We start from the raw sequence: 21,626 nt of genomic DNA on the forward strand, positions 1-21,626 counted from the left end.
CGCCATATCCACCGCAGCGATCGCCGCCATCGTCACCGGACCCCGCCGCCAATACGCACTCCGGTACAGGAACTGCCACGTATCCTCAATCCGGTGCGGATCCTTGCCAATGAGCAACTGCGCCACATGATCCTTCAGGTAGGCGGCGACGGCGAGCTCGCGGCCGTTCAGGGTGGCGTCGCCAATGCCCGTCACGCCGTCGTCCGTGGTGATCCGGAGGGTCACGAAGTTTCGGGTGGGGCTGGTAACGAACACTTCCGCGGCAATGATTTTCACAGCTGGTCCTTTCGGAGACGGTCGGTCGGAGGGGGGGCGTTGTGGCGGGAAGGAGTGTTTTCGGTGGTCAGTGGAGTTCCGCGTGGGTGGCGGCCTGCCGGCTTGTACCGGCGGCAGCTACAGCCTGGCGGGCTTTGATCTCGGCGACGATTTCCGCGTGGGCAGTGTCAGTGAGCCTGTAGAACTTCATGATGGCCATGCCCAGCCCACAGAGGACCAGGGGCACCAGTCCTGCGGCAAGCTGCAGCCCTTGGATGGTGGCCTCGCTTTGGCCGCTGTCCGACCGGACGTAGCCGGCGCTGGCAATGGCGTAGGCCATGACGGCTCCGCCCAGCGCCTGGCCCATCTTCCGGGTGAAGGAGAAGAGGGAGTAGATGATGCCTTCGGTTCGGACACCCGTACGTGCTTCGCCATACTCCACAGTGTCCGCCTCCAGTGCCCACACCACGATGTTCATCATCTGCACGCCCAGGAGGCTGATGACGAGCCCGGTGAAGGCCAGGTAGGTCAACGAGTGCGGGGCCAGCATGACCACCAGCGAACCGAGCACCACCAGGCCTCCGGCTGCCAGGTACAGGGCCTTCTTCCCCCAGCGCCGGACCATGGCCGGCGTGAGCACGATGACCACCACGGCCAGGACCACGTTGATGACGGCCATGGGCTGGGCAAGGCTGACATTCTGCAGCACGTCCCGCAGGTAGTAGACCTGGATGGTGGACAGCCCCGTGCTGGCGGTAAGCATCAGCAGGGATGAAATGCAGAGCATGAGCAGTGGACGGTTGCCCTTCAGGGTGGCCAGGGACTGCTTGAAGGTCACCTTGGGAACCTCGCGGTGGACCACTTCCCGGGTAGTGAAGACGGTCAGCAGGTAGAGCGCCATGCCCACTACCACGAAGGCAATGGTCAGCGTGGTGAAGAGTGGCTGCAGCTGCGCGGCACCCTGTTTGGTGAGCGGCGTGATGAAGAACAGCAGGCCGGAGCCCACAACGAGTGAACCGCAGGAGCGGGCAGCGCCCAGTTTGGCACGCTCCGCCGGCTGCTGCGTCATGGCGCCGGCCAGCGAGCCGTACGGGATATTGACCATGGAGTATGCCAGGCCCAGGCCGGCGTAGGTCAGGTAGGCATACGCAAGCTTGCCGTCATGGCTCCAGTCCGCCGGGACGGAGAAGGTCAGGGCACTCATGATCAGCAGGGGAAGGCCACCGAAGAGGATGAAGGGGCGGAACTTGCCCAGCTTCCTGTGGAAGGTGCGGTCAACGATCCGGCCCGCGAAGATGTCCGCAAAAGCATCAAAGACGCGCACCAGGAGGAAGAGGGTGCCTGCTGCCGCCGCTGAGATACCGGCGACGTCCGTGTAGTACAGCAGGAGGTAGGTAGTGGAGAGGGTGAATGCAAGATTGTTGGCAAGATCCCCCGCGCCATAGCCGAGGATGCTGAGCTTGGTCAGCCTGTTCATTCTGAGAGTCCTAACGCGTCATTGCGGTGGTGGCCAAGAGAAGAAGTGCGGGCCGCGTGGGCGCGCCGGGTGTTGCTCCGGCAGTAATACTAACGAAACGGCAAACCCAGTGGCAACCGGTTGCCAAAAATTGCCATAATTTCGTTTCACAAGAAAAACTGCCCGGCACGCGCACGTGCCGGGCAGATCTGACTCATGATTATTCGGAAGCGGAACGCCCGGCAGCGGTGCCGCACAGGCTTTCCACCAGTCCCACCACACCGGCATCCCCTGCCAAGGCAGGGTCGACAACTGCCAGCAGCGCCTTGGTTCGCTCAGTGCCTGGCAGCCGGTTGGCGGCTGTCACGGCCTGCTCCAGAGGGTCCTGGAACGGGGAGGCGGTGGCACTGTAGTCCATCCACGCGGCAATCATCAGCGCGGCCGCGGCACCGGACCGTCCGGCGGCGCGTTCAGCCTGCAGCACCGGGACAGCGCGCATCCGAAGTTTGGTACTGCCGTCCATGGCAATCTGGGCCAGGTTATGGGCGATCCTCGCGTTGCTGAAACGGGCCAGGAGAGCCTGCCGGTACTCGGGTATCCGCAGGTCGGCGGGGCCGGCAAGGTTCGTTTCTGCTTCGTCCCAGAAAGCCTCCACTGCCCGCCTGCACCAGGGGTCGGCCAATGCCTCCGCGACGGTCGCATGGCCCCGCAACTGGCCCGCATAAGCCAGCAGTGAGTGTGCGCCGTTCAGCAGCCACAGTTTCCGGTTCTCGTAGGGTTCGATGTCCTGGACGAACAGGGCACCTGCGTCCTCCCATCGCGGGCGGCCCGCGGGGAAGTCCCCGCTGAGCACCCAGCTTGAAAAGGGTTCAGCCACCACCGGGGAATTGTCCACGTAACCGCAGGCTTCCCGGACGGCGGCGAGGTCCCCTTCCGTGGTCCTGGGCGTGATCCGGTCCACGGATGTGCTCACGAAGCTGACATTGCCCGTGACCCACGCGGCGAATTCGGAATCCCAGGCCCCGGCAAACCCCGCCACTGCCTGCCGTGCCACCGTGCCGTTGTTGGACAGGTTGTCGCAGCAGACAATCGCGATCGGCCCGGAACCGGCTTCCCGGCGGGCGGCGAGCGCAAGCACCAGCCGTCCCAACGGCGTGGTGGGCCGTCCGCTGCCGGAACCCAGCAGCGCAAGGTCGGCGGCGACGTCGGGCGCCTTGGTGTCCAGCTTGCCGTCCGCACCCAACCCGTAGGCGGCCTCGGTGATGGTCAGCGTTACCAGGGCGGTCTCCGGTGCAGCCACGAGGGCGGCAAGCCGCTCGATGTCCGCACCGTCCAGGGCCTCCACGATGCTGCCCATGACAGTAAAGGAGTCGCCCTCGTCTGCGCGTTCCACCAGCGTGTAGAGACCATCCTGTTCAGCCAGGGCAAGGGCCGCATCCGGCCGGCGGCCAGTGAAGGCGGCGATCCCCCAGCCGGCGGAATCTGATGCCTGTTGGGTGTACCAGGCCTGGTGCGAGCGGTGGAAGGCGCCCAGCCCCAGGTGGACAATGCGGACCGGCGCCTTGGGCACCTGACGGAGCGTCCGGTTCAGCCGCGGAAGCTCCGCAGTGGGCGGCGTGGCCGACGGAGGGGACGTAAAGGGGGCACTCACAGCTTGAACACCCGGCGGGGCGAGGCGTCCACGATGTCCACGATCAGTTCGTGCGCCCGCTCTTCGGTGACCCGGTGCTCGGCCACGAGCCGCGCCAGGAAGGAGGCTTCGATCCGCCGGGCCGTGTCATGGCGGGCCGGGATGGAGCAAAAGGCCCGGGTGTCATCGATGAAGCCGGAGGACCGGGAGAAGCCCGCCGTCTCCGTCACGGCAGACCGGAAACGGAGCATGGCGTCCGGCGCATCCAGGAACCACCACGGCGCTCCCAGGTACACCGACGGGTAGAACCCGGCCAACGGGGCAAGTTCCCGGGAGAACACCGTCTCGTCGAGCGTGAAGAGGACCAGGTGGAAGTCCTTGGCGGTCCCGAAATCCTGCAGCAGGGGCCGGATGGCCTCGGTGTAGTTGACTGCCACAGGAATATCGTGGCCGGTATCCGCCCCGAACGCCTCGAACGTGGGGGCATGGTGGTTGCGGAAGGATCCGGGGTGGACGGTCATCACCAGGCCGTCCTCCACGGACATCCGCGCCATCTGGTAGATCATGTGCGCTTCGAAGGCTTCCCTGTCAGCTGCATCCGCCTGGCCGTTGCGCCCGCGCTCAAAAAGCCGCTCCGCCTCGGCGTCGTCCAGCTTCAGGGTGGCAGGAGTGAAAACGCCGTGGTCGGCCGAGACGGCGCCCCGCTCCACGAAATGCCTGCGCCGGGCCTCAAGCGCCTTGATGTACCCGGCGTAACCCGAAGCGCCATCCCCCGCCGAAGCGATCAGGCGGTCCACGTTGTCCCGCCAGGCCGGGTGCGCCATGTTCAGGTACTGGTCGGGGCGGAAGGTGGGCAGGACGCGCCCGGCAAAGGATGGGTCCGCGTGCAGCGCGGCGTGGCTGTCCAGTGAGTCCAGGGGATCATCCGTGGTGGCCAGCACCTCGATGTTGAATTCCTTGAACAGCTCGCGCGGCCGGAAGCCCGGCTCAGAGAGCTTGGCCTGCAGGGCGTCGTAAAGCCGGTCCGCGTTCTCCCGGGACGGTTCCTCCGCCAGGCCGAACACGTGGGCGAACTCCTGCCGGATCCAGTAACCGGATGCCGTTCCCTCAAAGGTGGGCCAGGCGGCACAGAAGTGGCGCCAGACCTCCCGTGACGCGGCGGGTTGGCTGCCCAGCCCCAGCTGGTCCATGGGCACCCCGCCGGCGTGGATCAGCCGGGTGACGTAGTGGTCCGGGGTGACCAGCAGGGCAGCCGGGTCCGGGAAAGGGGTATTCTGCTCGATGACCGCAGCGTCCACGTGCCCGTGCGGGGAGATGATGGGCAGCCCTTCCACAGTTGTGAACAGTGACCGTGCGATGCTCCGGACACCGGGATCAGCCGGCAGCAGCCGGTCGGGGTGTTCCGCAATCGGCGTTCCCACGGGTCATCGCCTCCCTGCGGGGACGGAAAGTCCCGCCAGCGCGGCCGCGGAGCGGAGGTAGTCAAGGTTATCTGCCGTCCGTTCAGCCAGCGGGAGTTCGGTGGAGAAATCCTCCACCGTCACCCAGCCGTCATAGCCATGGGCCGCTAGTGCCTTGAAGTATTCCAGCACGCTGCCCTGGCCGGAACGCAGCGGGGCCCACTCGTTCCGGAAGATGGCGGCACCGGAGTCGTCGGTTTTGCCGCTGTTGACCCAGACGGCGTTTTTGACGTGCACGTGGGCCAGGTAGTCGCCCAGGAGCTGGAACGCGGGGAGGTAGTCCTCCTGGCCTTCGATCAGCAGGTTGCCGAGGTCATGGATGACTCCCACGTGCCGCGGATCAAGTCCGTCCAGCAGCCGCAGCGCGGACGAGGCCGAAGCGGTGATGGTGCGGTGGTGCAGTTCCACGAGTGCCTTCACGCCGTGGTGGGCAGCCCGTTCGGCGATCCACTCGAAGTCACGGCGGGCACCGGCAAACAGCTCAGGGTACGGGGTACCGCTGGCCGGTTCGTTCCCCCAGACGGCCGTTCCCAACGGAGGGGTGGTCACCCGGACCTGCCCGGCGCCGAGCCTGGCAGTGGCGGCCAGCATCCGGTCAACGTCCGCATGGTTGTCGCACCGTGCATATCCCCCGATGCCGGAGAATTCCAGGCCCGCGCCGGATGTGAGGGCGGCAATCCGGTCCAGCTGGTCCTCCATGCCGGTGAGCGGGACGGTGGCCTTGTTGCCGGCCCAGAAGCCCGGCTCGGCAGCGTCGGCCTGGTCGGTGATCCGCCACTCAATGCCATCCCAGCCCTGCCGGGCCAGGTGCTGCACTGCTTCGTCGGGGGTCCATTCGGGGGTTGATGCGGTAAATACTGAAAACTTCATGGCTCAGGCGCTTTCTGCCGAAGTGCCGCCGGTGCGGACTTCGAGGTCGTTGTACTTGCCGGCCAGGACATCGTCGAAGAGGACGGGCTGGCCAAGCGTGGCCGAAACGTAGACGGAACGCACCGCGGCGAGTGCGTTGACGGCGTCGCTGACGGTGACGCCGGCCTGCCGCCCACCGGCGATGGCGCCCAGGATGTCCCGGTACTGCCGGACGTGGCCGGCCGGATACACGGTGGGGTCCGCGGCCTTGTAGTCCTCCTCGGGGTATTTGGCCAGTTCCTCTTCCGCCTGGTTGCCCCCGCCCTGAAGGCCCATGTCCGCGGACTCGCCGCCCGCGTCCTTGCTGTGGAAGTACTGCAGCCGATCGTTGTCCACCACCGCCGAGCCCTCGGACCCCATGAGCTGGACGCGCACGGTCAGCCCCGGGTAGGCAGCGGTGGTGGCGTGCAGGACGGCCAGGCCGCCGTTTTCGAAGGTGATGGTGGCAACGGCGGTGTCTTCCACCTCGATGCGTTCGTGCGCAAGCCTGGCGGTGTGCGCATGGATCTCAACGGGGCGTCCCATGAACCACAGCAGCAGGTCCACCGTGTGGACACCCTGGTTCATCAGCGCACCGCCGCCGTCCATGGCCCAGGTGCCACGCCAGTCGCCGGAGTCGTAGTATCCCTGGCTGCGCCACCAAGCCACGGAAGCGATGGCGGACGTCAGCCGCCCGAAACGTCCCTTGGCCACAGCGTCGGCAACGGCGACGCTTGACTGGTCAAACCGGTGCTGGCTGATCACCGAGGCAACAATCCCCTTGCTGGCCGCTTCCTTGGCTGCGGCTTCGATTTCCTGGGCCCGGGTAAGGTCAACGTCGAGTGGCTTTTCGATCACCACGTGCTTACCGGCGGCCAGGACTTCCAGGCCCTGCTGGATGTGGAGGCCGCTGGGGGTGGCCAGGGCCACAAGATCGATGTCCTCAGCCGCAAAGGCCTCCGCCTGCGTGCTGTACAGCGCCGGCCTCTGGCCGCCGCGCTGTTCGATAAAGTCCGCCAGGGCCTCGGCGGCGGCCGGGATGGCATCCACCAGTGCCACGATCCGGGCTTCCGGAAATGCCTCGAGGGCTACGGCGTGGGTGCGCCCGATGACGCCGCATCCGGTGATGGCTACGTTAAGGGTGCTCATGCGGTCTGGACTCCTGCTTCTGCGGTGACTTTTGCAAAGGCGCGTGCTGCGATGCCGAACGCGGTGGGGCCGGAGAAACCGCCCAGTCCGTGGGCACCGGCGAGGTGCGGCTCCAGGGAGGCGAAGCCCTGGTACCCGTCTGCCTTCAGGGCCTCCACTGTGCGGAGCACATCCCCGTCGCCTTCACCTGCCGGCACCACGTGGCCGTTTTCGAACAGTGCGTCCTTGACCTGCAGGTACTCAAGGTGCGGACGCAGTTTGGCGTATCCCTCATCGAAGGGCTTGACCCCCACCTGGACGAAGTTCGCGGCATCCCATGCCACCTTCAGCGCGGGCGAGTTGACGGTTTCGATGATGTCCAGGACGCGGTCTGGTACGTCGCCGAAAATGTCTTTCTCGTTCTCGTGCAGCAGGATCACGCCCGCTTCCTCAGCCACATCGGCGAGCGCCCGCATGCGTTCGATGACGGCATCGCGGATGGACTCCACCTGCACGGACTCGCCGTAGTAGAAGGAGAAGATGCGGATGTACCTGGCGTCCAGGACCTTGGCGGCGTTGACCGCCCGGCGCAGCCGTTCCACTTCGTGCTCCACGGGCAGGCTGACGTCCACCTTGCCAATGGGGGAAGCGACGGCGGAGACCTTCATGCCCTTCTCCGCCAGCAGGGACGCCAGGGACTGGAGCTGTTCATCGCTCAGGTCCACGATGTTGGTGCCCCAGGCGCTGCGGACTTCAATGTGGTTGGCGCCGAGGGCCTGCAGCACTGCTATCTGGACCGCTGGGTCGTCGTCGATCTCGTCGCCGAAGCCTGACAGCTGCCACGTGACCTGGGTGGTCGAAACCATGGTTATTTAACTCCTCCGGCGGTGAGCCCGCCTACTAGGTAACGCTGGAAAATCAGGTAAAGAATGACCACAGGAGCGGCGCAAACCAATGCCGCCGCCATCATCTGGCCGTAGAACGGAATGGCGCCGCCTTCCTGCGAAGCACCAAAGATTTGGAGTGCGACGGCGGCCGTCTGGCTTTCCGGGCGGGTCATCACCGAGGCGAACAACACGTCATTCCAGCCCAGCAGGAAGGCGAAGATGCCCGAAACCACGATGCCGGGCCAGCTCAGCGGAAGGATGATCCGGAACAGGACGCCAAGGTGGGACGCGCCGTCGATCCGTGCTGCTTCTTCAAGTTCCTTGGGAAGCCCGCGAAGGTAGGTGACCATCACCCAGGTGGAGAACGGCATGGCGAAGGTGAGGTAGGTCACGAACAGGCCCCACTGGGTTCCGATCACCTGTATGCCGAGGTAGGTTGCCGCCGAGGAAAACAGGACGAAGACCGGCAGCACCATGAGGGTTCCGGGCACCGACTGCAGTGCCAGCAGCCCGCGGAGGATGGTCAGCCTGCCGCGGAAGCTGTAGCGGACCAGGACGAACGCAGTGGAGATGGACATCGCTGCGGAGACCACCGCGGTTGCTCCCGCCACCAGGACGCTGTTGGTGAGGCCGGTGGCCAGGCCAACGCTGGTCCAAATCTTCGAGTAGTTATCGAATGTGACTGAGGACGGCCAGAACTCGCCATTGGCCACCCCGATGTCCGAGTTCACCGAAGCCAGGAAGATGTACAGCACAGGGATCAGGACAAGTGCGCCGAGGAATACCAGGATGATGACCAGCAGGGGGCCCGGAAGGAGCCGGAGCACCTCATGTTGGCGGTGCGAGCCCGGACGGTCAACATCAACGGTTGACGCACTCCGCCGGGTGGCTGTCGTGGTGCTCATTTCTTCGCTCCTGGTGTTTCGGCGTCGTCAAGCTTGACGGCACGGAGGTAGACGAACAGCGGAATGGCGATCAGCACCAGGGAAATGAAGGCCATTGCGGCGCTGAGTCCAAAGCGGAAGCTCTGGAAGCTGGTGACGTAGGTCAGGATGGGGAGGACTTCGACGTCGGCCGGCGCAGGGACGCCGAACAGCACGAACGGGAGGGTGAAGTTGTTGATGTGGTGCAGCATCCCGATCAGGAAGGCCAGAGCCAGCGGGCCCTTCAAGTACGGGAACACCACGTACCGGAGCTTGTTCCACCACAGCGCACCGTCGAGTGCCGACGCTTCGTGCACCTCATGGTCCACCGACTGCAGGCCGGACAGGGCCAGCAGGTAGATGAACGGCCACGATGCCCAGATCTGGACCAGCACCAGCGTCCAAAAGGTCTGCGGGCCGTTGAGCCACAGCCCCACGTGGATCCCCACGGTGGCCAAGGCCTCGTCCACGATCCCGCCGGGCTGGAGCATGGTGCGCCAGACGGTGGCCACCACGAAGGATGGGAGGACGTACGGGATGAGGAAGACCGAGCGGATCACTGCCCGGCCCTTGAACGCGTTCTGCGTGGCCACCGCGGCGGCGATGCCCAGCGGCAGCGTCACCACCATGGCCAGCAGCGAGTAGCTGACACTGAGCCAGACGGCGTGCAGCAAGGGCGATGCCGTCACCGCTTCAACGAAGTTTTCGGCTCCGATGAGCGGCGCACTGATCCATTTCCGCAGGGTGTACTGGTCCAGGTTGAGGACGGACATGTAGATGCCCAGCAGCAGCGGGACCACGATGATGATGATCATCAGGACCCCACCCGGGATCAGCATCCAGAGCGGCCGGTTGCGTTCGCTCATTCCCTTGCGGCGCAGGCCGCCCTGGTGGCCGGGCTGTTGCCCGGCGTCGTGTGAATCGCGGGGCGCCCGGCCCGCGGCGGAATCCACCGCAGGCCGGACTTCATGAGAGGCGTCGGTTGACATCAGAACCTATCCTTTGGAGGCCCGGTCCAGGGAAGCCTGGCCCTTGTTCTGGGCGTCCTTGATCCTTTGTTCGAGTGCTGACTCGTCCACCTTGCCCGCGGCCAGGTCCGGGATCGACTGCACGGTGACGTTGAGGAGGCCGAGCTGGATATCGCCCCAGGCGCCAGTGAACGGTGTGGCCTTGGACTTGGCGGCGGCGTCAGCCACCGGCTTGAGCTTGGGGTCTGTCAGAGCGGCCAGGGCTTCGGCGTTTGCAGGCAGGTCGCCGAAGGTCTTCTGGTAGTTCAACTGCTCGTCCTTGGAAGTGATCAGTTTGATGTAGGCGAAGGCAAGGTCCTTCTGCTTGGAGTAATCAGCCACCACCAGGTTGTCGCCCGAGAGGATGCTGGCGGCCTCGCCATCGGACTTGGACTGCGTCTCGCCCGGTGCGACCGTGGGCATCAGGGCGTACTCGTACTTCCCGGCAACTGCGGACTTGTCCAGGGTGGGGATGGAGCTGGAGGTGGTCATCATCAGGTAGCCGGCCTTGCCGCTGGCGAAGGCCGCCACGGCGTTGCTGTTGCTCCAGCCGACGGAAGCAGGGTCAACGACCTTGTCCTGGGTCAACCAGCCGAAGTACGTCTGGTAGGCCTTCTTGACGGTGGGGTCGTCCATCTTGAGCTTGTTACCGTCGACCAACGGGTTTCCGGCCTGGACGGCCATGGCCCAGATGAACTTCCAGGGGTCATAGTTGTCCTTGTAGCCCGTGGCGATGCCATAGGTATCAGCCTTGGTCATCTTCTTGGCCTGGGCTGCGAGCTCGTCCCAGCTGGTTGCGGGCTTGTCAATGCCGGCCGCGGCGAGCAGGTCCTTGTTGTACGCCATCACGAACGGGCGGCTGACGAAGGGGATGCCGGCCTGGTGGTCCTTGTCCGGGCCGGAAATACCGAGGGCGGCCTGGTTGAAGCGGTCCTTGCCGCCAACCTTCTTCCAGTCGTCATCCGAGAGGGTGACGAAGGCCTTGGTGGCATAGGCCGTGGGGGTGAAGGTGGTGCCGAGTCCGTAGACATCCGGCCCCTGGCCGGAGACCACGGAAGTCTGGATGCGGGTGAGCTCGTCGTTGGCCGAGGCGAAGGTTTCAAACTTCACGTCGGCCCCGGTTTCAGCCTTGAACTTGGCTGCAATATCGCTCTGCCACTGTTTCTGCTGCTCGGGGTACTGGCTGAGAACGCCAGTCAGGACGTTCAGCGTCTTGCCCGTCCCGTCCACTTTGCCGTCCGCATTCGTGGACCCTCCCCCGCCAGTCCCGGAACCCGAACCGCAACCGGTCAGGGCCAGTGCTGCAGCCGTAACAATCGCCGCAAGCCCAGTAGTCGATTTAAACCTCATTGTTTTTCTCCTCTAGGACACCCACATGGCCACATCCGTCCTGTGGCGGAAATCACTGCAGGCGACTCGAATGCCAGTCTAGGAAGGATGCAACAACTCCGGCAAGCGGTTGCCAAAAGTTGCCAAAAATGGTGGGATTAAGGCACAGAGTCAGGGGCCTCGCCGGCGTTAATTGTCGACGGCGGTTCGTCCAGCCAGCGAGGAAAGGTCCAGCGTCATGGCTGATCTACCCGTCGAAGCCACCACGCGCGGTGCGCTAGACCTTAACGCCGGTGCAAACCGGCCGCCCACCATCCGCGACGTGGCGGAACTGGCCGGAGTGGCCACCTCCACGGTGTCACGTGCCCTGTCGCGGCCGGACCGGGTCAATGCGAGGACCCGGCAGCGGATCGAAGAGGCAGCCGCGGAGCTGAACTACGTGCCGAGCTCCCAGGCGCGGGGACTCAGTTCGGGGCGCACCAACGCCGTGGCGGTGCTGGTGCCCGATATCACCAACCCGTTCTATTTCGACATCATCCGGGGCACGCAGCACCAGCTCAAGGCAGCCGGTTACACACAGCTGCTGGTGGACACTGAAGAATCCAACGAGGTGGAACTCGATGCATTGCACAAGATGCGCAAATCCGCCGACGGTTTCATTCTCGCTGCCTCCCGCCTGACGGACGCCCAGCTGGCGGAGGTCTCGCGGACGCAGCCCCTGGTCACCTTCAACCGCGCCTCCACCAGCGCTCCCACGGTCATGATCGATACGCCGTCGGCCATCATCCAGGCCCTGGAACACCTGGCCTCCCTGGGCCACCACAAGGTCTGCTACGTCGCCGGACCACCCACGTCGTGGTCAAACCAGATGCGGTGGAAGGTCTTCGAGGAGGACGCGAAACGGCGCGGTATGGAGGTCCACCGGATCGGGCCCTACACCCCGAAGACGACGTCGGGGGCTGCCGCGGCGGACGCGGCGGTCAGGACGGGTGCCACTGCCTGCATCGTCTTCAACGACCTGTTGGCCATCGGCATGCTCCAGCGCCTCCAGGCCCGCGGCATCCGCGTCCCGGAGGACATGAGCATCATCGGGTCCGATGACATCTTCGGCGCGGACTTCTGCAACCCGCCCCTGACCACCATTTCAAGTCCCATCGAACAGGCCGGCCGGGTGGCGGTGTCCATGCTGCTGGCCCAGCTCAACCCGCTGGCGGGAAGAGCCGCCCGGCAGCTGGCGGTCATGCCCACCCACCTGACTATCCGGGAGTCCACAGGCCCTGCACGACTATAGGAAGGCGAGGCTCATTTTTCCCCGCCCGGACGTCCGCGGCGGGCGATGGCGTCAACGACTTCCTGCCTGGAAAGGCCCCGCTGGCGCGGGTCCAGGTGGGGGCCGCTCCGGCGGGCGTACGACGGCGGGAGCCACCCGCCGTCGTACGCCCGCCCTGGAAAATCAGTGCTTAGGCTTCCACCAGCCTGGACCCCGCCGGAACCCCGGCCGGAACCTCCGCGGGAACGCCCGGCTCACCGCGCCCGTACAGCCAGTCGTTGTACTGGAAGTTGTTGTCGCCGCGGCTCTTGAACAGCATGTTCCGCAGGATGCGTGCCACGCCGCCCACGTGCCAGGACTCGCCCCAGATCCGGGCGGTGCGCTGCACTCGGGCCGTCCGCGCGGCGCGGGCTTCGTTGAACTCGCGGAAGGCAGCTTCCCAGGCGCCGGCGTCGATGCCCTCGGGCGTGAAGACCTTTTCGCGGGCCACGTCCTGCAGGACTGCCGCGTCCTCCAGCGCCTGGCAGGCACCCTGGGCCAGGTACTGCAGCATCGGGTGGGCGGCGTCGCCGATGAGTGCCATGCGGCCGGAAACCCAGTTCTCGATGGGGTCGCGGTCGTACATGGGCCAGCGGATGCCGGTGGCCAGGTTCTTCAGGGCTTCCTGCACGGCGGGGACGCAGTCCTTATAGGCTGCCTCGAGCTCGTCCACGCCGCCGTACTGCTCTTCGCCGCGCTCGAAGGACGGGGACTTGAACACCGCCACGGTGTTGAGCAGCTGGCCCTTGCGCAGCGGATACTGGACCAGGTGGCAGTCCGGTCCCAGGTAGACGATGACGTCCTCCAGGTCCGCGGCCGGGGTCTCCTCGGTGATGGGCACGGTTCCGCGGTACGCCACGTAGGCCGAATTCACCGGACCGTCATTGGCAACGGTGCCGCGCAAGGTGGACTTGAGCCCGTCCGCAGCCAGGATGGCGTCGGCTTCAAAGACCTCGCCCTTGGCGGCGTAAGCGCGGGCCCGGTCGCCGTCGGTTTCCACCTTCTGCACCAGGACGTCGTTCACCAGGGTGACGCCGGCTTCCTGGCAGGCTTCGAGCAGGATCCGGTGCAGGTCGCTGCGGTGGATGACGACGTAGGGGGCGCCGTAGCGCTCCTCGAACTCACCGCCCAGGGTCTGGCGGGTCAGCTCCTCGCCGGTGATGGCGTCGCGGAACACCAGGTGCTTGGGCTGGACGCCAATTTCCAGCGCCTTCTCCAGCAGGCCCCAGCGCTTCAGGACGCGGGATGCGTTGGGGGCCATCTGCAGGCCCGCACCCACTTCACCGAAGGCCGGTGCCACTTCAACCAGGGTGACGTCGGCGCCGTTTTCGCGAAGCGCCAGCGCTCCGGCAAGCCCGGCCATGCCGCCGCCCACCACGAGGACGTCGGTGGACGCTTTGACGTTAGACATTGGAAACTCCTACTGCTGTTGATTTCTTGATTTTGATGCCGACTGCTGCGAGCAGGACTGCTGCTGCGGCGGCTGCTCCGGCAAACGCCAGGAAGTTTGAGTTGACGCCCAGGCCCGCTGCGAGCAGGAGCCCGCCGGCCTGCGGTGCGGCCACTGCCCCGATGCGGCCCACGCCGAGTGCCCAGCCAAGGGCAGTACCGCGGAGGTGTGCCGGATAGTGGCTGGCCACGGCCGCGATAATCAGGCACTGGGTGCCGTGCGTTCCCACGCCGGCAAGCACCAGCATGAAATAGACGACGGCGACGGGCGGCCCGGACACCAGGACCACCAGGGCGACGGCGGCCACCGCCGCTGCCGCAATCGCCGTGGGAATGGGCCCGAACCTTGTGCCGGCCCAGGCGGTCAGTACCGAGCCAGCCACGGCGCCCAGGTTGAGCGCCAGCGCGAACGTCAGGGCGGAGCCAAGGTTGTACCCGGCCAGCTGCATCAGGTTGGGCAGCCAGGTGCCCAGCCCGTACCAGGCGAACAGGGTCACCAGGGTGCCGATGGCAAACAGCAGGCTGGTGCCGAGGTAAGGCGCCCGGAGCAGGGAGCCGAATCCCACGGACTCCTTCGGGGTGCTGCCGCCGGTTGTCTTGGGTGCCAGTGTTTCCGGCAGGTAGCGGAACCCCAGCGGGATCACTACCACCAGGGCGACGACGGCCACGAGGAACATGATGGGCCAGCCGAAGGCCGGAATCAGCGGAATGCCCACCAGCGCGGCGAGGGAGCCGCCGATGGGAACGCCGGACATCATCAGGGTGGCGATGGTTGACCGCCATTTTTCCGGCACGAGTTCGGCCACCAAAGCGTTGGCTGAGGGCACCAGGCCCCCCAGTCCGATGCCGGCCAGCAGGCGGAGGCCGCCGAAGACCGGCGCATTGGGGGCAAAGGCGCAAAGGATGGTGAACGCGGAAAACACGATGGCGCAGCCGATGATGGTGCGCCGCCGGCCCCAGGTATCGGACATACGGCCGGCGAAGACCGCTCCGATCATCATGCCGACAAAGGCCATGGACCCGATGGTCCCGGCCGTGGCCTTGGTCAGGCCCCAGCCGGTGTCGCTGATGAGTGAGCCCTGGACGGTGCCGTAGACGATCAGGTCGTAGCCGTCGAAAACGACCAGCAGCCAGCACACCAGGACGGCAAGTACGGAACGCCGGGGGAACCCGGAAAGGCCTGCGCCCGAGGTGGGGGCGGCCATGCGCTGCGGCGCTGCAGCGGAAGTTGTGTGATTCATCCCACCACTGTGCTGGCAGTCATACCAGCGCGCCCATATTATTCTGTCATGCAGAATCTTCCTGCCCGGCGGAAGCCCACCTACTCCATCGAAGCGGTGGATAACGCCCTGCAGCTCCTCCAGCTCCTGCGGGACGTCGGCAGCCTGCGGCTCAAGGACGCTGCGGCGGAGCTCGGCGTTGCGCCGTCCACGGCACACCGGCTCCTGGCCATGCTGGTGTACCGGGGCTTCGCGGTCCAGGATGAAACGCGCCGGTATGTGCCGGGCCCCGCGATGGGCGCCGGCCCGGCGGGCTTGAGCTGGACACGCCAGCTGCGGGACATCTCCCGGCCACACATGGAACTGCTGTGCGCGCGCACCAACGAGACCGTCAACCTCATGATCCGGGTGGGCACAAAAGTCCGCTTTTTGGACACGGTGGAAAGCACCAACATCCTGCGCGTCGGGGACCGGCAGGGGACCCTGCTCCCCGCGCATAAAGCCTCGGGCGGGAAGGCCATCCTGGCGGAGCTCGATCCCGCCGTGCTGGAGCAGCTGTTCCGCAGCCCCAACGCGGAACTGGGCGGCGACTACATCCCGGACGCCGACTACCCCGCGTTCCTGCGCGAGCTTGAGTCCGTCCGCGCCAACGGATTTGCCGCCAACTTCGAGGGTACCGAGGAGGGCATCAGCGCCTTTGGGATGGCCCTGCACAACGGCAAGGGCATGGTGGTGGGCGCCCTGAGCGTGGCCACTCCCGTGGCACGGTTCCGGCCCCTGTTCGACGCCGGGCTGGTGGGCGTCATGATGGAGACCCGGCGCCAGCTGGAAATAGACATCGCGGCCAATCCGGCGGACGGGGCAGCCGGAAGCTGACCGGCAGGGCCGAAGGAATTCTGCATGCCAGAATATGCTGGGGATCACAGCAGATCTTCCCTAGGGTCGAATCCACGTCGCAGTCAGTCCGCACGCAAGGAGAAGGCCAGTGTCGATCAGCGCTGAAAACCAAACGCACGAATCCGTGGCGCAGGAACACCATGTTCCCGAGCCCACCCCGGAGGAGGCTGCGCAGCTTGAGCAGCTGTACCGGGATTTCGATAAGGAAAACCTGATTCCGTTGTGGACGGAGATCGCGGACCTGATGCCCATGGTCCCGTCCCCGAAAGCAGTGCCGCACGTCTGGCGCTGGAATGACCTGTACCCCCTGGCCGCCCGCGCCGGGGACCTGGTGCCGGTGGGCCGCGGCGGGGAACGGCGCGCCATTGCGCTGGCCAACCCGGGCCTGGCCGGCACGCCTTACGCCACCCCGACGTTGTGGGCGGCCATCCAGTACCTGGGCGGCCGTGAAACGGCCCCGGAGCACCGCCACTCGCAGAATGCGTTCCGGTTCGTCGTCGAGGGCGAGGGCGTGTGGACCGTGGTGAACGGGGACCCTGTCCGGATGTCCCGCGGCGACTTCCTGCTCACCCCGGGCTGGAACTTCCACGGCCACCACAACGACACCGACCAGCCCATGGCGTGGATCGACGGGCTGGACATCCCGTTCGTGCACTACGCGGACGCCGGGTTCTTCGAGTTCGGCACCGAACGCGTCACCGACGAAGCCACCCCGGACATCTCCCGCTCCGAGCGGCTCTGGGCCCACCCCGGACTCCGCCCGCTCTCCGGCCTCGATGACACCACCAACTCCCCCATCGCGGCGTACCGGTGGAAGTACACCGACGCCGCCCTGCGCGAACAGCTGCTCCTCGAGGACGAGGGCCACCCGGCCACCGTGTCACAGGGCCACGCCGCCGTTCGGTACACCAACCCGACCACGGGCGGGGACGTCATGCCCACCATTCGCGCCGAGTTCCACCGGCTCCGCGCCGGCGCCTGGACGGAGACGGTCCGCGAGGTGGGCTCCAGCGTCTGGCAGGTCTTCGAAGGCACAGGCACCGTGACCCTGAACGGCGAAACCAGGGCCCTGGCCAAGGGCGACCTCTTCGTGGTGCCGTCCTGGGCCGCCTGGTCACTGCAGGCCGAATCCGAGTTTGATTTGTTCCGGTTCAGCGACGCACCCATCTTTGAGCGCCTGAACTTCAACCGCACCTACATCGAAGGACGCACCAAGTAATGAAACTCCTCACCCTCCGCCTCCCCGCCGGCACCGGCAGCGGCAAGAGCACGACGGCGGTCCGCCAGGACGGCGAGACCCTCACCGAAATCCCGGGCTTTTCCGATGTCGGGGCACTCCTGCAGGACCCCAACTGGGAAACCATCGCCAAGGATGCCAACAGCGCAACGCACGCGTTCGACGGCGCCGACCTCGCCGCCGTCGTGCCTTCCCCGGGCAAGATCATCTGCGTGGGCCACAACTACCGCAACCACATCAAGGAGATGGGCCGCGATGTCCCCGAGTACCCCACCCTGTTCGCCAAGTACGCCGAGTCGCTGATCGGGCCCAACGATGACCTCGCGCTGCCGCAGGAATCGGACACCGTGGACTGGGAAGCCGAGCTCGCCGTCGTCATCGGCAAGGCCGGCCGGCGCATCCCGGAGGCAGAGGCTGCCGGGCACATCGCAGGGTACTCCGTGCTGAACGACATCAGCATGCGCGACTACCAGTTCCGCACCATCCAGTGGCTGCAGGGCAAGACCTGGGAGAAGTCCACCCCGTTCGGCCCGGCCCTGGTCACCAAGGACGAATTCACCCCCGGGCCGCTGATGACCTCGGCAGTGGACGGCGACGTCCAGCAGTCCACCCCCACCAGCGACCTGGTCTTCACCCCGGAATACCTGGTCTCCTACATCTCCACCATCATCACCCTGAACCCGGGCGACGTCATCGCCACCGGCACCCCCGGCGGCGTGGGCCACGCGCAGAACCCCAAGCGCTACCTGCAGGAAGGCCAAGTCCTGGTCACCACCATCGAGGGCCTGGGCCAGCTGACCAACCGCGTGGTCAAGGAAGCCTGATGGTTGCCCGGCACGACCAGGCCACCGATCCCGTCCTGCTAGAGGGGCTGCTGCAGGCCCGGCGCGGCACCGCGTTCTTCGCCCGCAAGCTCAACGAGCTCCCCGACGCGGAACTGGACGGGGACTCGCTGCTGCCGGGCTGGACCCGCCGCCACGTTGTAGCCCACGTGGGCTACAACGCCAGGGCCATCGCCCGTCTGGTCGAGTGGGCGGCCACCGGGGTGGAAACACCCATGTACCCTTCCGTTGAGGTCCGCAACCACGAGATCGACTTCGGGTCCACCCTCAGTCCCATCGCCCTGCGGAACCTGTTCGACCACTCCGCCGTGCACCTGAACGTCGAATGGCGCGACCTGCCCGCCGCCAACTGGCACCACAAGGTCAAAACCGTCCAGGGCAGGACCGTCCCGGCCGAAGAGACCGTGTGGATGCGCACCCGCGAAGTCTGGGTCCACGCCGTGGACCTGGACAACGGGGCCACCTTCAAGGACATCCCTGCACCCGTCCTGGAACGCCTGCTCAAGGACATCACCGGCGCCTGGCATGCGCGCGGCACCGACGCCGGGCTCCTCATCACAGTGGACGGCACCGGCTTGTCGTTTGGGGACACCGCCGCCCCGTCGCCCACCGTGGTGTCCGGTTCACTGGCCGCCATCGCCCAGTGGGCCGCGGGCCGTGGCACGGACGGAACCACGGCGAAGCGCGACGGCGAAGCAGCTACCCCGGCGCCGCCGGCACCGGCCTGGATCTGACAGGCCGCCGTGGCACCCGCCACAGCACCGCACCAGAGGCGGGCCAGCACCGGCTGGCCCGCCTTTCGGCGTTCCTGCCCGCATGTCCCGTCACGTGCGGTGCGTTGCCTCAGGCTGGAGCCTAAAAAGGATCCCCTGGACTTGGAGCAGGTTCCATAAAATCAGCCCAGGACGCTGGATAGCATGAGGTGACCGGACAGAGCCGTCCGGTGGGATCGAAGCAAAAGGACAACCCATGGCCGCGGTTACGGTGGATGACATCCTCTCGGATCTTCCCCTCGGCTTCGCCAGCCTCATCCTTCGCCCGGCCCCCTCGGCGCCGGACATCGAACGGTTCCTGATCGTCGACGCCGACGATGAAGCAGCCCAGGCCGGCAAAGCCTTTGTCCTGCTCATCGGGGTCCGTGGCCGTTCGGCGCTGCCTGCCCTCCGGCGCCTCCTGAAGGACCCGCCCCCGGTGGTCGCCGTCAAGGGCCAGCGCGAAGACCTGGCGGAAGCGGAAGAACTCCTCCGCGCAGCCGGATCGGGACTGCTGCTGGTGGATCCGGCAGCAGACTGGGACCGCCTGCTCTCCATTGCCAAGGACCGGATCCAGCCGCGCAGCTACCAGAGCGAAGTGCTGACCCTGCTCGAGGAAGACCTGTTCGCGATCGCCCAGACCACAGCGCGGCTCACGTCCAGCCACGTGCTCATCGAGGATGCGGCCAACAAGGTCCTGGCCTACTCCACCGTCACCAATGACATCGACGAACTCCGCAAGGCTTCCATCCTGGCCCGGCGCGGCCCCCGCAAATACGAACTGCTGCTCAAGGATCTTGGCGCCTACCGCGAACTGCACCGCACCCGGCAGCCGGTCCGGGTACCCGCACGGCCCCAGGACGGGCTGCGGGAACGGGTGGCCATCGCGCTCTTTGCCGGCGAACGGATCATGGGCTACATCTGGCTCCAGGAGACCGGAGCCGGCTTCGGCCCGGACGTTGAGTATGTCCTCACGGGATCCGCGGCACGCGTCTCGGCCGAACTGATCCGGTACCGCAACCAGCAGTCCGTCCATATGCGGGAGGACCGGATTGTTCGGATCCTGTCAGGTCCCGCGGAGGCCGCCGCCAGCGCGCACAGCGGAAAAATCCCTTCGGAACGTCCCGCCGCCCTCATCCTCATCGGCATGTCCGACGCCGACTCGCGCGCCGACGACGCCGCACTCAAGCACGGGGAACTTGCCAATCTCGCCTCCATCCACGCGGCCGCGTACAAGCCCACCGCCGTCGTGGGCCAGTTCAAGGGTGACACCGCCATCATCGTGCCTGACCTGCAGTCCAGCACCGCGGAATCGGGGCTGCGTTCCCTTGCCGAGGCAATCGTCCGGGATGCCCGCAAGCACCTCGGCATCAGTCCATTCGCGGCCGTGGGCCCCTTGGTGCCGGACCTGTTGTCCCTCCATACGGTGACCGGGGTGACGGAGGCGCTGCTGGCCTGCGTGGGCACGGCAGAACCCGGCACGGTTGCCGCGGTGGGCGATTTCGAAGCGGAAATCCTCTACCGCGAGGCGGTGCGGAACTTCCACACCTCACCGTTCCGCCACCGCGGCCTGGCAGCGCTCCTCCAGGAGGACGCCGAACTCGCCGACACCCTCCGCACGTATTTCGATGCGTCCTTCGACGTCGCCGAATGCGCCAGGCGGATGAACCTGCACAAGAACACTGTCTACTACCGGGTGGCCAAAGCCACCCGGGTGACCGGCCTCGACTTCGGCAGCCCCAGGGATTCCCTGGTGGCGCTGCTCCACCTCCAGGAGTGGGCCTCCACTTCCTACGACACTTCAGGCAGGAAATGACCACAACACTCGGCGCACCACCCCTGGACATCCTCCTCGAGGACATCGTCCGGCGTCACCGTCCGCGGAAGGAAACGGGTGCAGTACCCCGCAACATCCCCTTCCTGGCCAAGGTCCCCTTCGACCGGTTTGGCATTGCCGTCGCCACCACGTCCGGTGACGTTTTTTGCTCCGGTGACGCCGATGTCCCCTTCTCCATCCAAAGCATCTCCAAGGTCTTCACCCTGGCCATGGCGCTGCAGGGCGGCCGGTCCGCCCGGCTGTGGTCTCGGGTGCTGCGCGAACCGTCCGGAACAGCCTTCAACTCCCTGGTTCAGCTCGAGGCCGAACATGGCATCCCGCGCAACCCCTTCATCAATGCCGGGGCGCTGGTGGTCACCGACCACCTGATGCAGGAGACGCCCGACGCCGCCGCGCACCTCCTGCGGTTCCTGACCGGACAAGCGGGTCACCAGGGACAGGCGGACAGCCGGGGACAGGGGCCGTTCATTGACGAGGCAGCTGCCGCCGGTGAACTGGCCGGCAGCAGCCGCAACCTTGCCCTGGCGCATTTCCTGAAGGACTTCGGGAACCTCACGCAGCCTGCGGAATCAGTGGTGGAGAATTACGTCCGCCAGTGTTCGATCATGATGACCTGCGCGGAGTTGGCCAAGGCCGGCCTGTTCCTTGCCAATGACGGACAGGGAGCCGCCGGCACCGTGTTGTCCCGGAGCGAGGCCAAGCGGATCGGCTCCATCATGCTGACGTGCGGCATGTATGACGCCGCCGGCGAATTCGCCTACCGCGTGGGCCTGCCCGGAAAGAGCGGGGTGGGCGGCGGAATACTGGTCATCGTGCCGGGCCAGTGCGCCATCTGCGTCTGGAGCCCGCGCCTGGATGCCAAGGGCAATTCCCTCGCCGGCACGGCAGCCCTTGCCGACCTCTCCGACCGCACCGGCTGGTCAGTTTTCTAGTTTTTCCCATCCAAGACAGATCTTCCCCGGATCGAAAGGAAATACCCATGCCCAACAACCCCAATGACGAGGTTGGCTTCGACCACATAATTGATGGTGGTCACGCGCATGCGTCCGAGACCTCCCTGCACGCGGAGGACAAGGGTTACCACAAGAACCTCAAGCCCCGGCAGATCCAGATGATCGCG

The 21,626-nt window shown here is 66.1% G+C and carries 18 protein-coding genes and 1 pseudogene; 7 read left to right on the top strand and 12 right to left on the bottom strand.

The genetic code is table 11. The annotated features are described in order from the left end of the window. The 10 genes and pseudogenes from ASG79_RS11780 to ASG79_RS11825 all read right to left on the bottom strand — a co-directional run. A pseudogene (locus tag ASG79_RS11780) lies at positions 1–276 on the bottom strand (bifunctional D-altronate/D-mannonate dehydratase); the annotation flags it as partial. 67 nt (positions 277–343) lie between these two features. Then, a complete protein-coding gene (uidB, locus tag ASG79_RS11785; RefSeq protein ID WP_018772185.1) occupies positions 344–1,732 on the bottom strand; it encodes a glucuronide transporter in 1,389 nt (462 codons plus the stop codon). Positions 1,733–1,931: 199 nt separating this feature from the next. Then, complete coding sequence (locus tag ASG79_RS11790; RefSeq protein ID WP_235509794.1) at positions 1,932–3,281, bottom strand: mannitol dehydrogenase family protein; 1,350 nt, start codon at positions 3,279–3,281, stop codon at positions 1,932–1,934. A 77-nt stretch (positions 3,282–3,358) separates the two neighbouring features. Then, the gene (gene uxaC, locus ASG79_RS11795; protein WP_056391223.1) at positions 3,359–4,762 is read right to left on the bottom strand and encodes a glucuronate isomerase; all 1,404 of its coding nucleotides are present in this window, start codon (positions 4,760–4,762) and stop codon (positions 3,359–3,361) included. Between the two features lie 3 nt (positions 4,763–4,765). Then, entirely contained in the window at positions 4,766–5,671 is a 906-nt protein-coding gene (locus ASG79_RS11800) for a sugar phosphate isomerase/epimerase family protein (RefSeq protein ID WP_056391226.1), read from the bottom strand. Between the two features lie 3 nt (positions 5,672–5,674). Further along, on the bottom strand, positions 5,675–6,838 hold the full coding sequence (locus tag ASG79_RS11805) for a Gfo/Idh/MocA family protein (RefSeq protein WP_056391229.1): 1,164 nt from the start codon (positions 6,836–6,838) through the stop codon (positions 5,675–5,677). Next, the gene (locus tag ASG79_RS11810; protein ID WP_056391232.1) at positions 6,835–7,683 is read right to left on the bottom strand and encodes a sugar phosphate isomerase/epimerase family protein; all 849 of its coding nucleotides are present in this window, start codon (positions 7,681–7,683) and stop codon (positions 6,835–6,837) included. The genes ASG79_RS11805 and ASG79_RS11810 overlap by 4 nt, the downstream gene beginning before the upstream one ends. A gap of 2 nt (positions 7,684–7,685) precedes the next feature. Then, a complete protein-coding gene (locus tag ASG79_RS11815; RefSeq protein WP_018772179.1) occupies positions 7,686–8,609 on the bottom strand; it encodes a carbohydrate ABC transporter permease in 924 nt (307 codons plus the stop codon). Then, entirely contained in the window at positions 8,606–9,616 is a 1,011-nt protein-coding gene (locus tag ASG79_RS11820; protein WP_018772178.1) for a carbohydrate ABC transporter permease, read from the bottom strand. The genes ASG79_RS11815 and ASG79_RS11820 overlap by 4 nt, the downstream gene beginning before the upstream one ends. A 6-nt stretch (positions 9,617–9,622) precedes the next feature. Next, the gene (locus ASG79_RS11825; protein WP_026266211.1) at positions 9,623–10,984 is read right to left on the bottom strand and encodes an ABC transporter substrate-binding protein; all 1,362 of its coding nucleotides are present in this window, start codon (positions 10,982–10,984) and stop codon (positions 9,623–9,625) included. Between the two features lie 217 nt (positions 10,985–11,201). Here ASG79_RS11825 and ASG79_RS11830 point away from each other — a divergent pair, with 217 nt between their 5' ends. Beyond that, the gene (locus ASG79_RS11830) at positions 11,202–12,254 is read left to right on the top strand and encodes a LacI family DNA-binding transcriptional regulator (protein WP_018772176.1); all 1,053 of its coding nucleotides are present in this window, start codon (positions 11,202–11,204) and stop codon (positions 12,252–12,254) included. A 169-nt stretch (positions 12,255–12,423) separates the two neighbouring features. Here ASG79_RS11830 and ASG79_RS11835 read toward each other — a convergent pair whose 3' ends face one another. Together ASG79_RS11835 and ASG79_RS11840 are read right to left on the bottom strand one after the other, a co-directional pair. Then, complete coding sequence (locus tag ASG79_RS11835) at positions 12,424–13,683, bottom strand: FAD-dependent oxidoreductase (protein ID WP_056391235.1); 1,260 nt, start codon at positions 13,681–13,683, stop codon at positions 12,424–12,426. Beyond that, positions 13,676–14,962 (bottom strand): MFS transporter, encoded by a 1,287-nt coding sequence (locus ASG79_RS11840; protein ID WP_056391238.1) that lies wholly within the window; start codon positions 14,960–14,962, stop codon positions 13,676–13,678. Before ASG79_RS11840 ends, ASG79_RS11835 begins: the two co-directional genes overlap by 8 nt. Positions 14,963–15,010: 48 nt before the next feature. Between ASG79_RS11840 and ASG79_RS11845 the strand changes: the two genes are divergently transcribed. The 6 genes from ASG79_RS11845 (at position 15,011) to ASG79_RS11870 (ending at position 21,438) form a co-directional block, all read left to right on the top strand. Next, positions 15,011–15,817: an IclR family transcriptional regulator gene (locus ASG79_RS11845; protein WP_018772173.1), complete on the top strand. Its 807-nt coding sequence runs from the start codon at positions 15,011–15,013 to the stop codon at positions 15,815–15,817. A 109-nt stretch (positions 15,818–15,926) separates the two neighbouring features. After that, on the top strand, positions 15,927–17,057 hold the full coding sequence (locus ASG79_RS11850) for a cupin domain-containing protein (RefSeq protein ID WP_056391241.1): 1,131 nt from the start codon (positions 15,927–15,929) through the stop codon (positions 17,055–17,057). Beyond that, positions 17,057–17,899, top strand: a complete 843-nt coding sequence (locus ASG79_RS11855) for a fumarylacetoacetate hydrolase family protein (protein WP_056391243.1) — start codon at positions 17,057–17,059, stop codon at positions 17,897–17,899. Before ASG79_RS11850 ends, ASG79_RS11855 begins: the two co-directional genes overlap by 1 nt. Then, positions 17,899–18,651 (top strand): maleylpyruvate isomerase family mycothiol-dependent enzyme, encoded by a 753-nt coding sequence (locus tag ASG79_RS11860; protein WP_056391247.1) that lies wholly within the window; start codon positions 17,899–17,901, stop codon positions 18,649–18,651. The genes ASG79_RS11855 and ASG79_RS11860 overlap by 1 nt, the downstream gene beginning before the upstream one ends. 235 nt (positions 18,652–18,886) lie before the next feature. After that, complete coding sequence (locus tag ASG79_RS11865) at positions 18,887–20,485, top strand: PucR family transcriptional regulator (RefSeq protein WP_018772169.1); 1,599 nt, start codon at positions 18,887–18,889, stop codon at positions 20,483–20,485. Beyond that, positions 20,482–21,438, top strand: a complete 957-nt coding sequence (locus ASG79_RS11870; protein WP_018772168.1) for a glutaminase — start codon at positions 20,482–20,484, stop codon at positions 21,436–21,438. The genes ASG79_RS11865 and ASG79_RS11870 overlap by 4 nt, the downstream gene beginning before the upstream one ends. Positions 21,439–21,626 lie beyond the last annotated feature (188 nt).

The sequence above is a fragment of the Arthrobacter sp. Soil761 genome, assembly GCF_001428325.1.
Taxonomy (GTDB): Bacteria; Actinomycetota; Actinomycetes; order Actinomycetales; family Micrococcaceae; genus Arthrobacter.

Coding starts and splice junctions, on each gene's coding strand:
- ASG79_RS11870 (WP_018772168.1), top strand. CDS start 20,482: ATGACCACAACACTCGGCGCACCACCCCTGGACATCCTCCTCGAGGAC.
- ASG79_RS11835 (WP_056391235.1), bottom strand. CDS start 13,683: ATGTCTAACGTCAAAGCGTCCACCGACGTCCTCGTGGTGGGCGGCGGC.
- ASG79_RS11800 (WP_056391226.1), bottom strand. CDS start 5,671: ATGAAGTTTTCAGTATTTACCGCATCAACCCCCGAATGGACCCCCGAC.
- ASG79_RS11825 (WP_026266211.1), bottom strand. CDS start 10,984: ATGAGGTTTAAATCGACTACTGGGCTTGCGGCGATTGTTACGGCTGCA.
- ASG79_RS11830 (WP_018772176.1), top strand. CDS start 11,202: ATGGCTGATCTACCCGTCGAAGCCACCACGCGCGGTGCGCTAGACCTT.
- uidB (WP_018772185.1), bottom strand. CDS start 1,732: ATGAACAGGCTGACCAAGCTCAGCATCCTCGGCTATGGCGCGGGGGAT.
- ASG79_RS11820 (WP_018772178.1), bottom strand. CDS start 9,616: ATGTCAACCGACGCCTCTCATGAAGTCCGGCCTGCGGTGGATTCCGCC.
- ASG79_RS11865 (WP_018772169.1), top strand. CDS start 18,887: ATGGCCGCGGTTACGGTGGATGACATCCTCTCGGATCTTCCCCTCGGC.
- ASG79_RS11845 (WP_018772173.1), top strand. CDS start 15,011: ATGCAGAATCTTCCTGCCCGGCGGAAGCCCACCTACTCCATCGAAGCG.
- ASG79_RS11840 (WP_056391238.1), bottom strand. CDS start 14,962: ATGAATCACACAACTTCCGCTGCAGCGCCGCAGCGCATGGCCGCCCCC.
- ASG79_RS11815 (WP_018772179.1), bottom strand. CDS start 8,609: ATGAGCACCACGACAGCCACCCGGCGGAGTGCGTCAACCGTTGATGTT.
- ASG79_RS11855 (WP_056391243.1), top strand. CDS start 17,057: ATGAAACTCCTCACCCTCCGCCTCCCCGCCGGCACCGGCAGCGGCAAG.
- ASG79_RS11810 (WP_056391232.1), bottom strand. CDS start 7,683: ATGGTTTCGACCACCCAGGTCACGTGGCAGCTGTCAGGCTTCGGCGAC.
- ASG79_RS11860 (WP_056391247.1), top strand. CDS start 17,899: ATGGTTGCCCGGCACGACCAGGCCACCGATCCCGTCCTGCTAGAGGGG.
- ASG79_RS11805 (WP_056391229.1), bottom strand. CDS start 6,838: ATGAGCACCCTTAACGTAGCCATCACCGGATGCGGCGTCATCGGGCGC.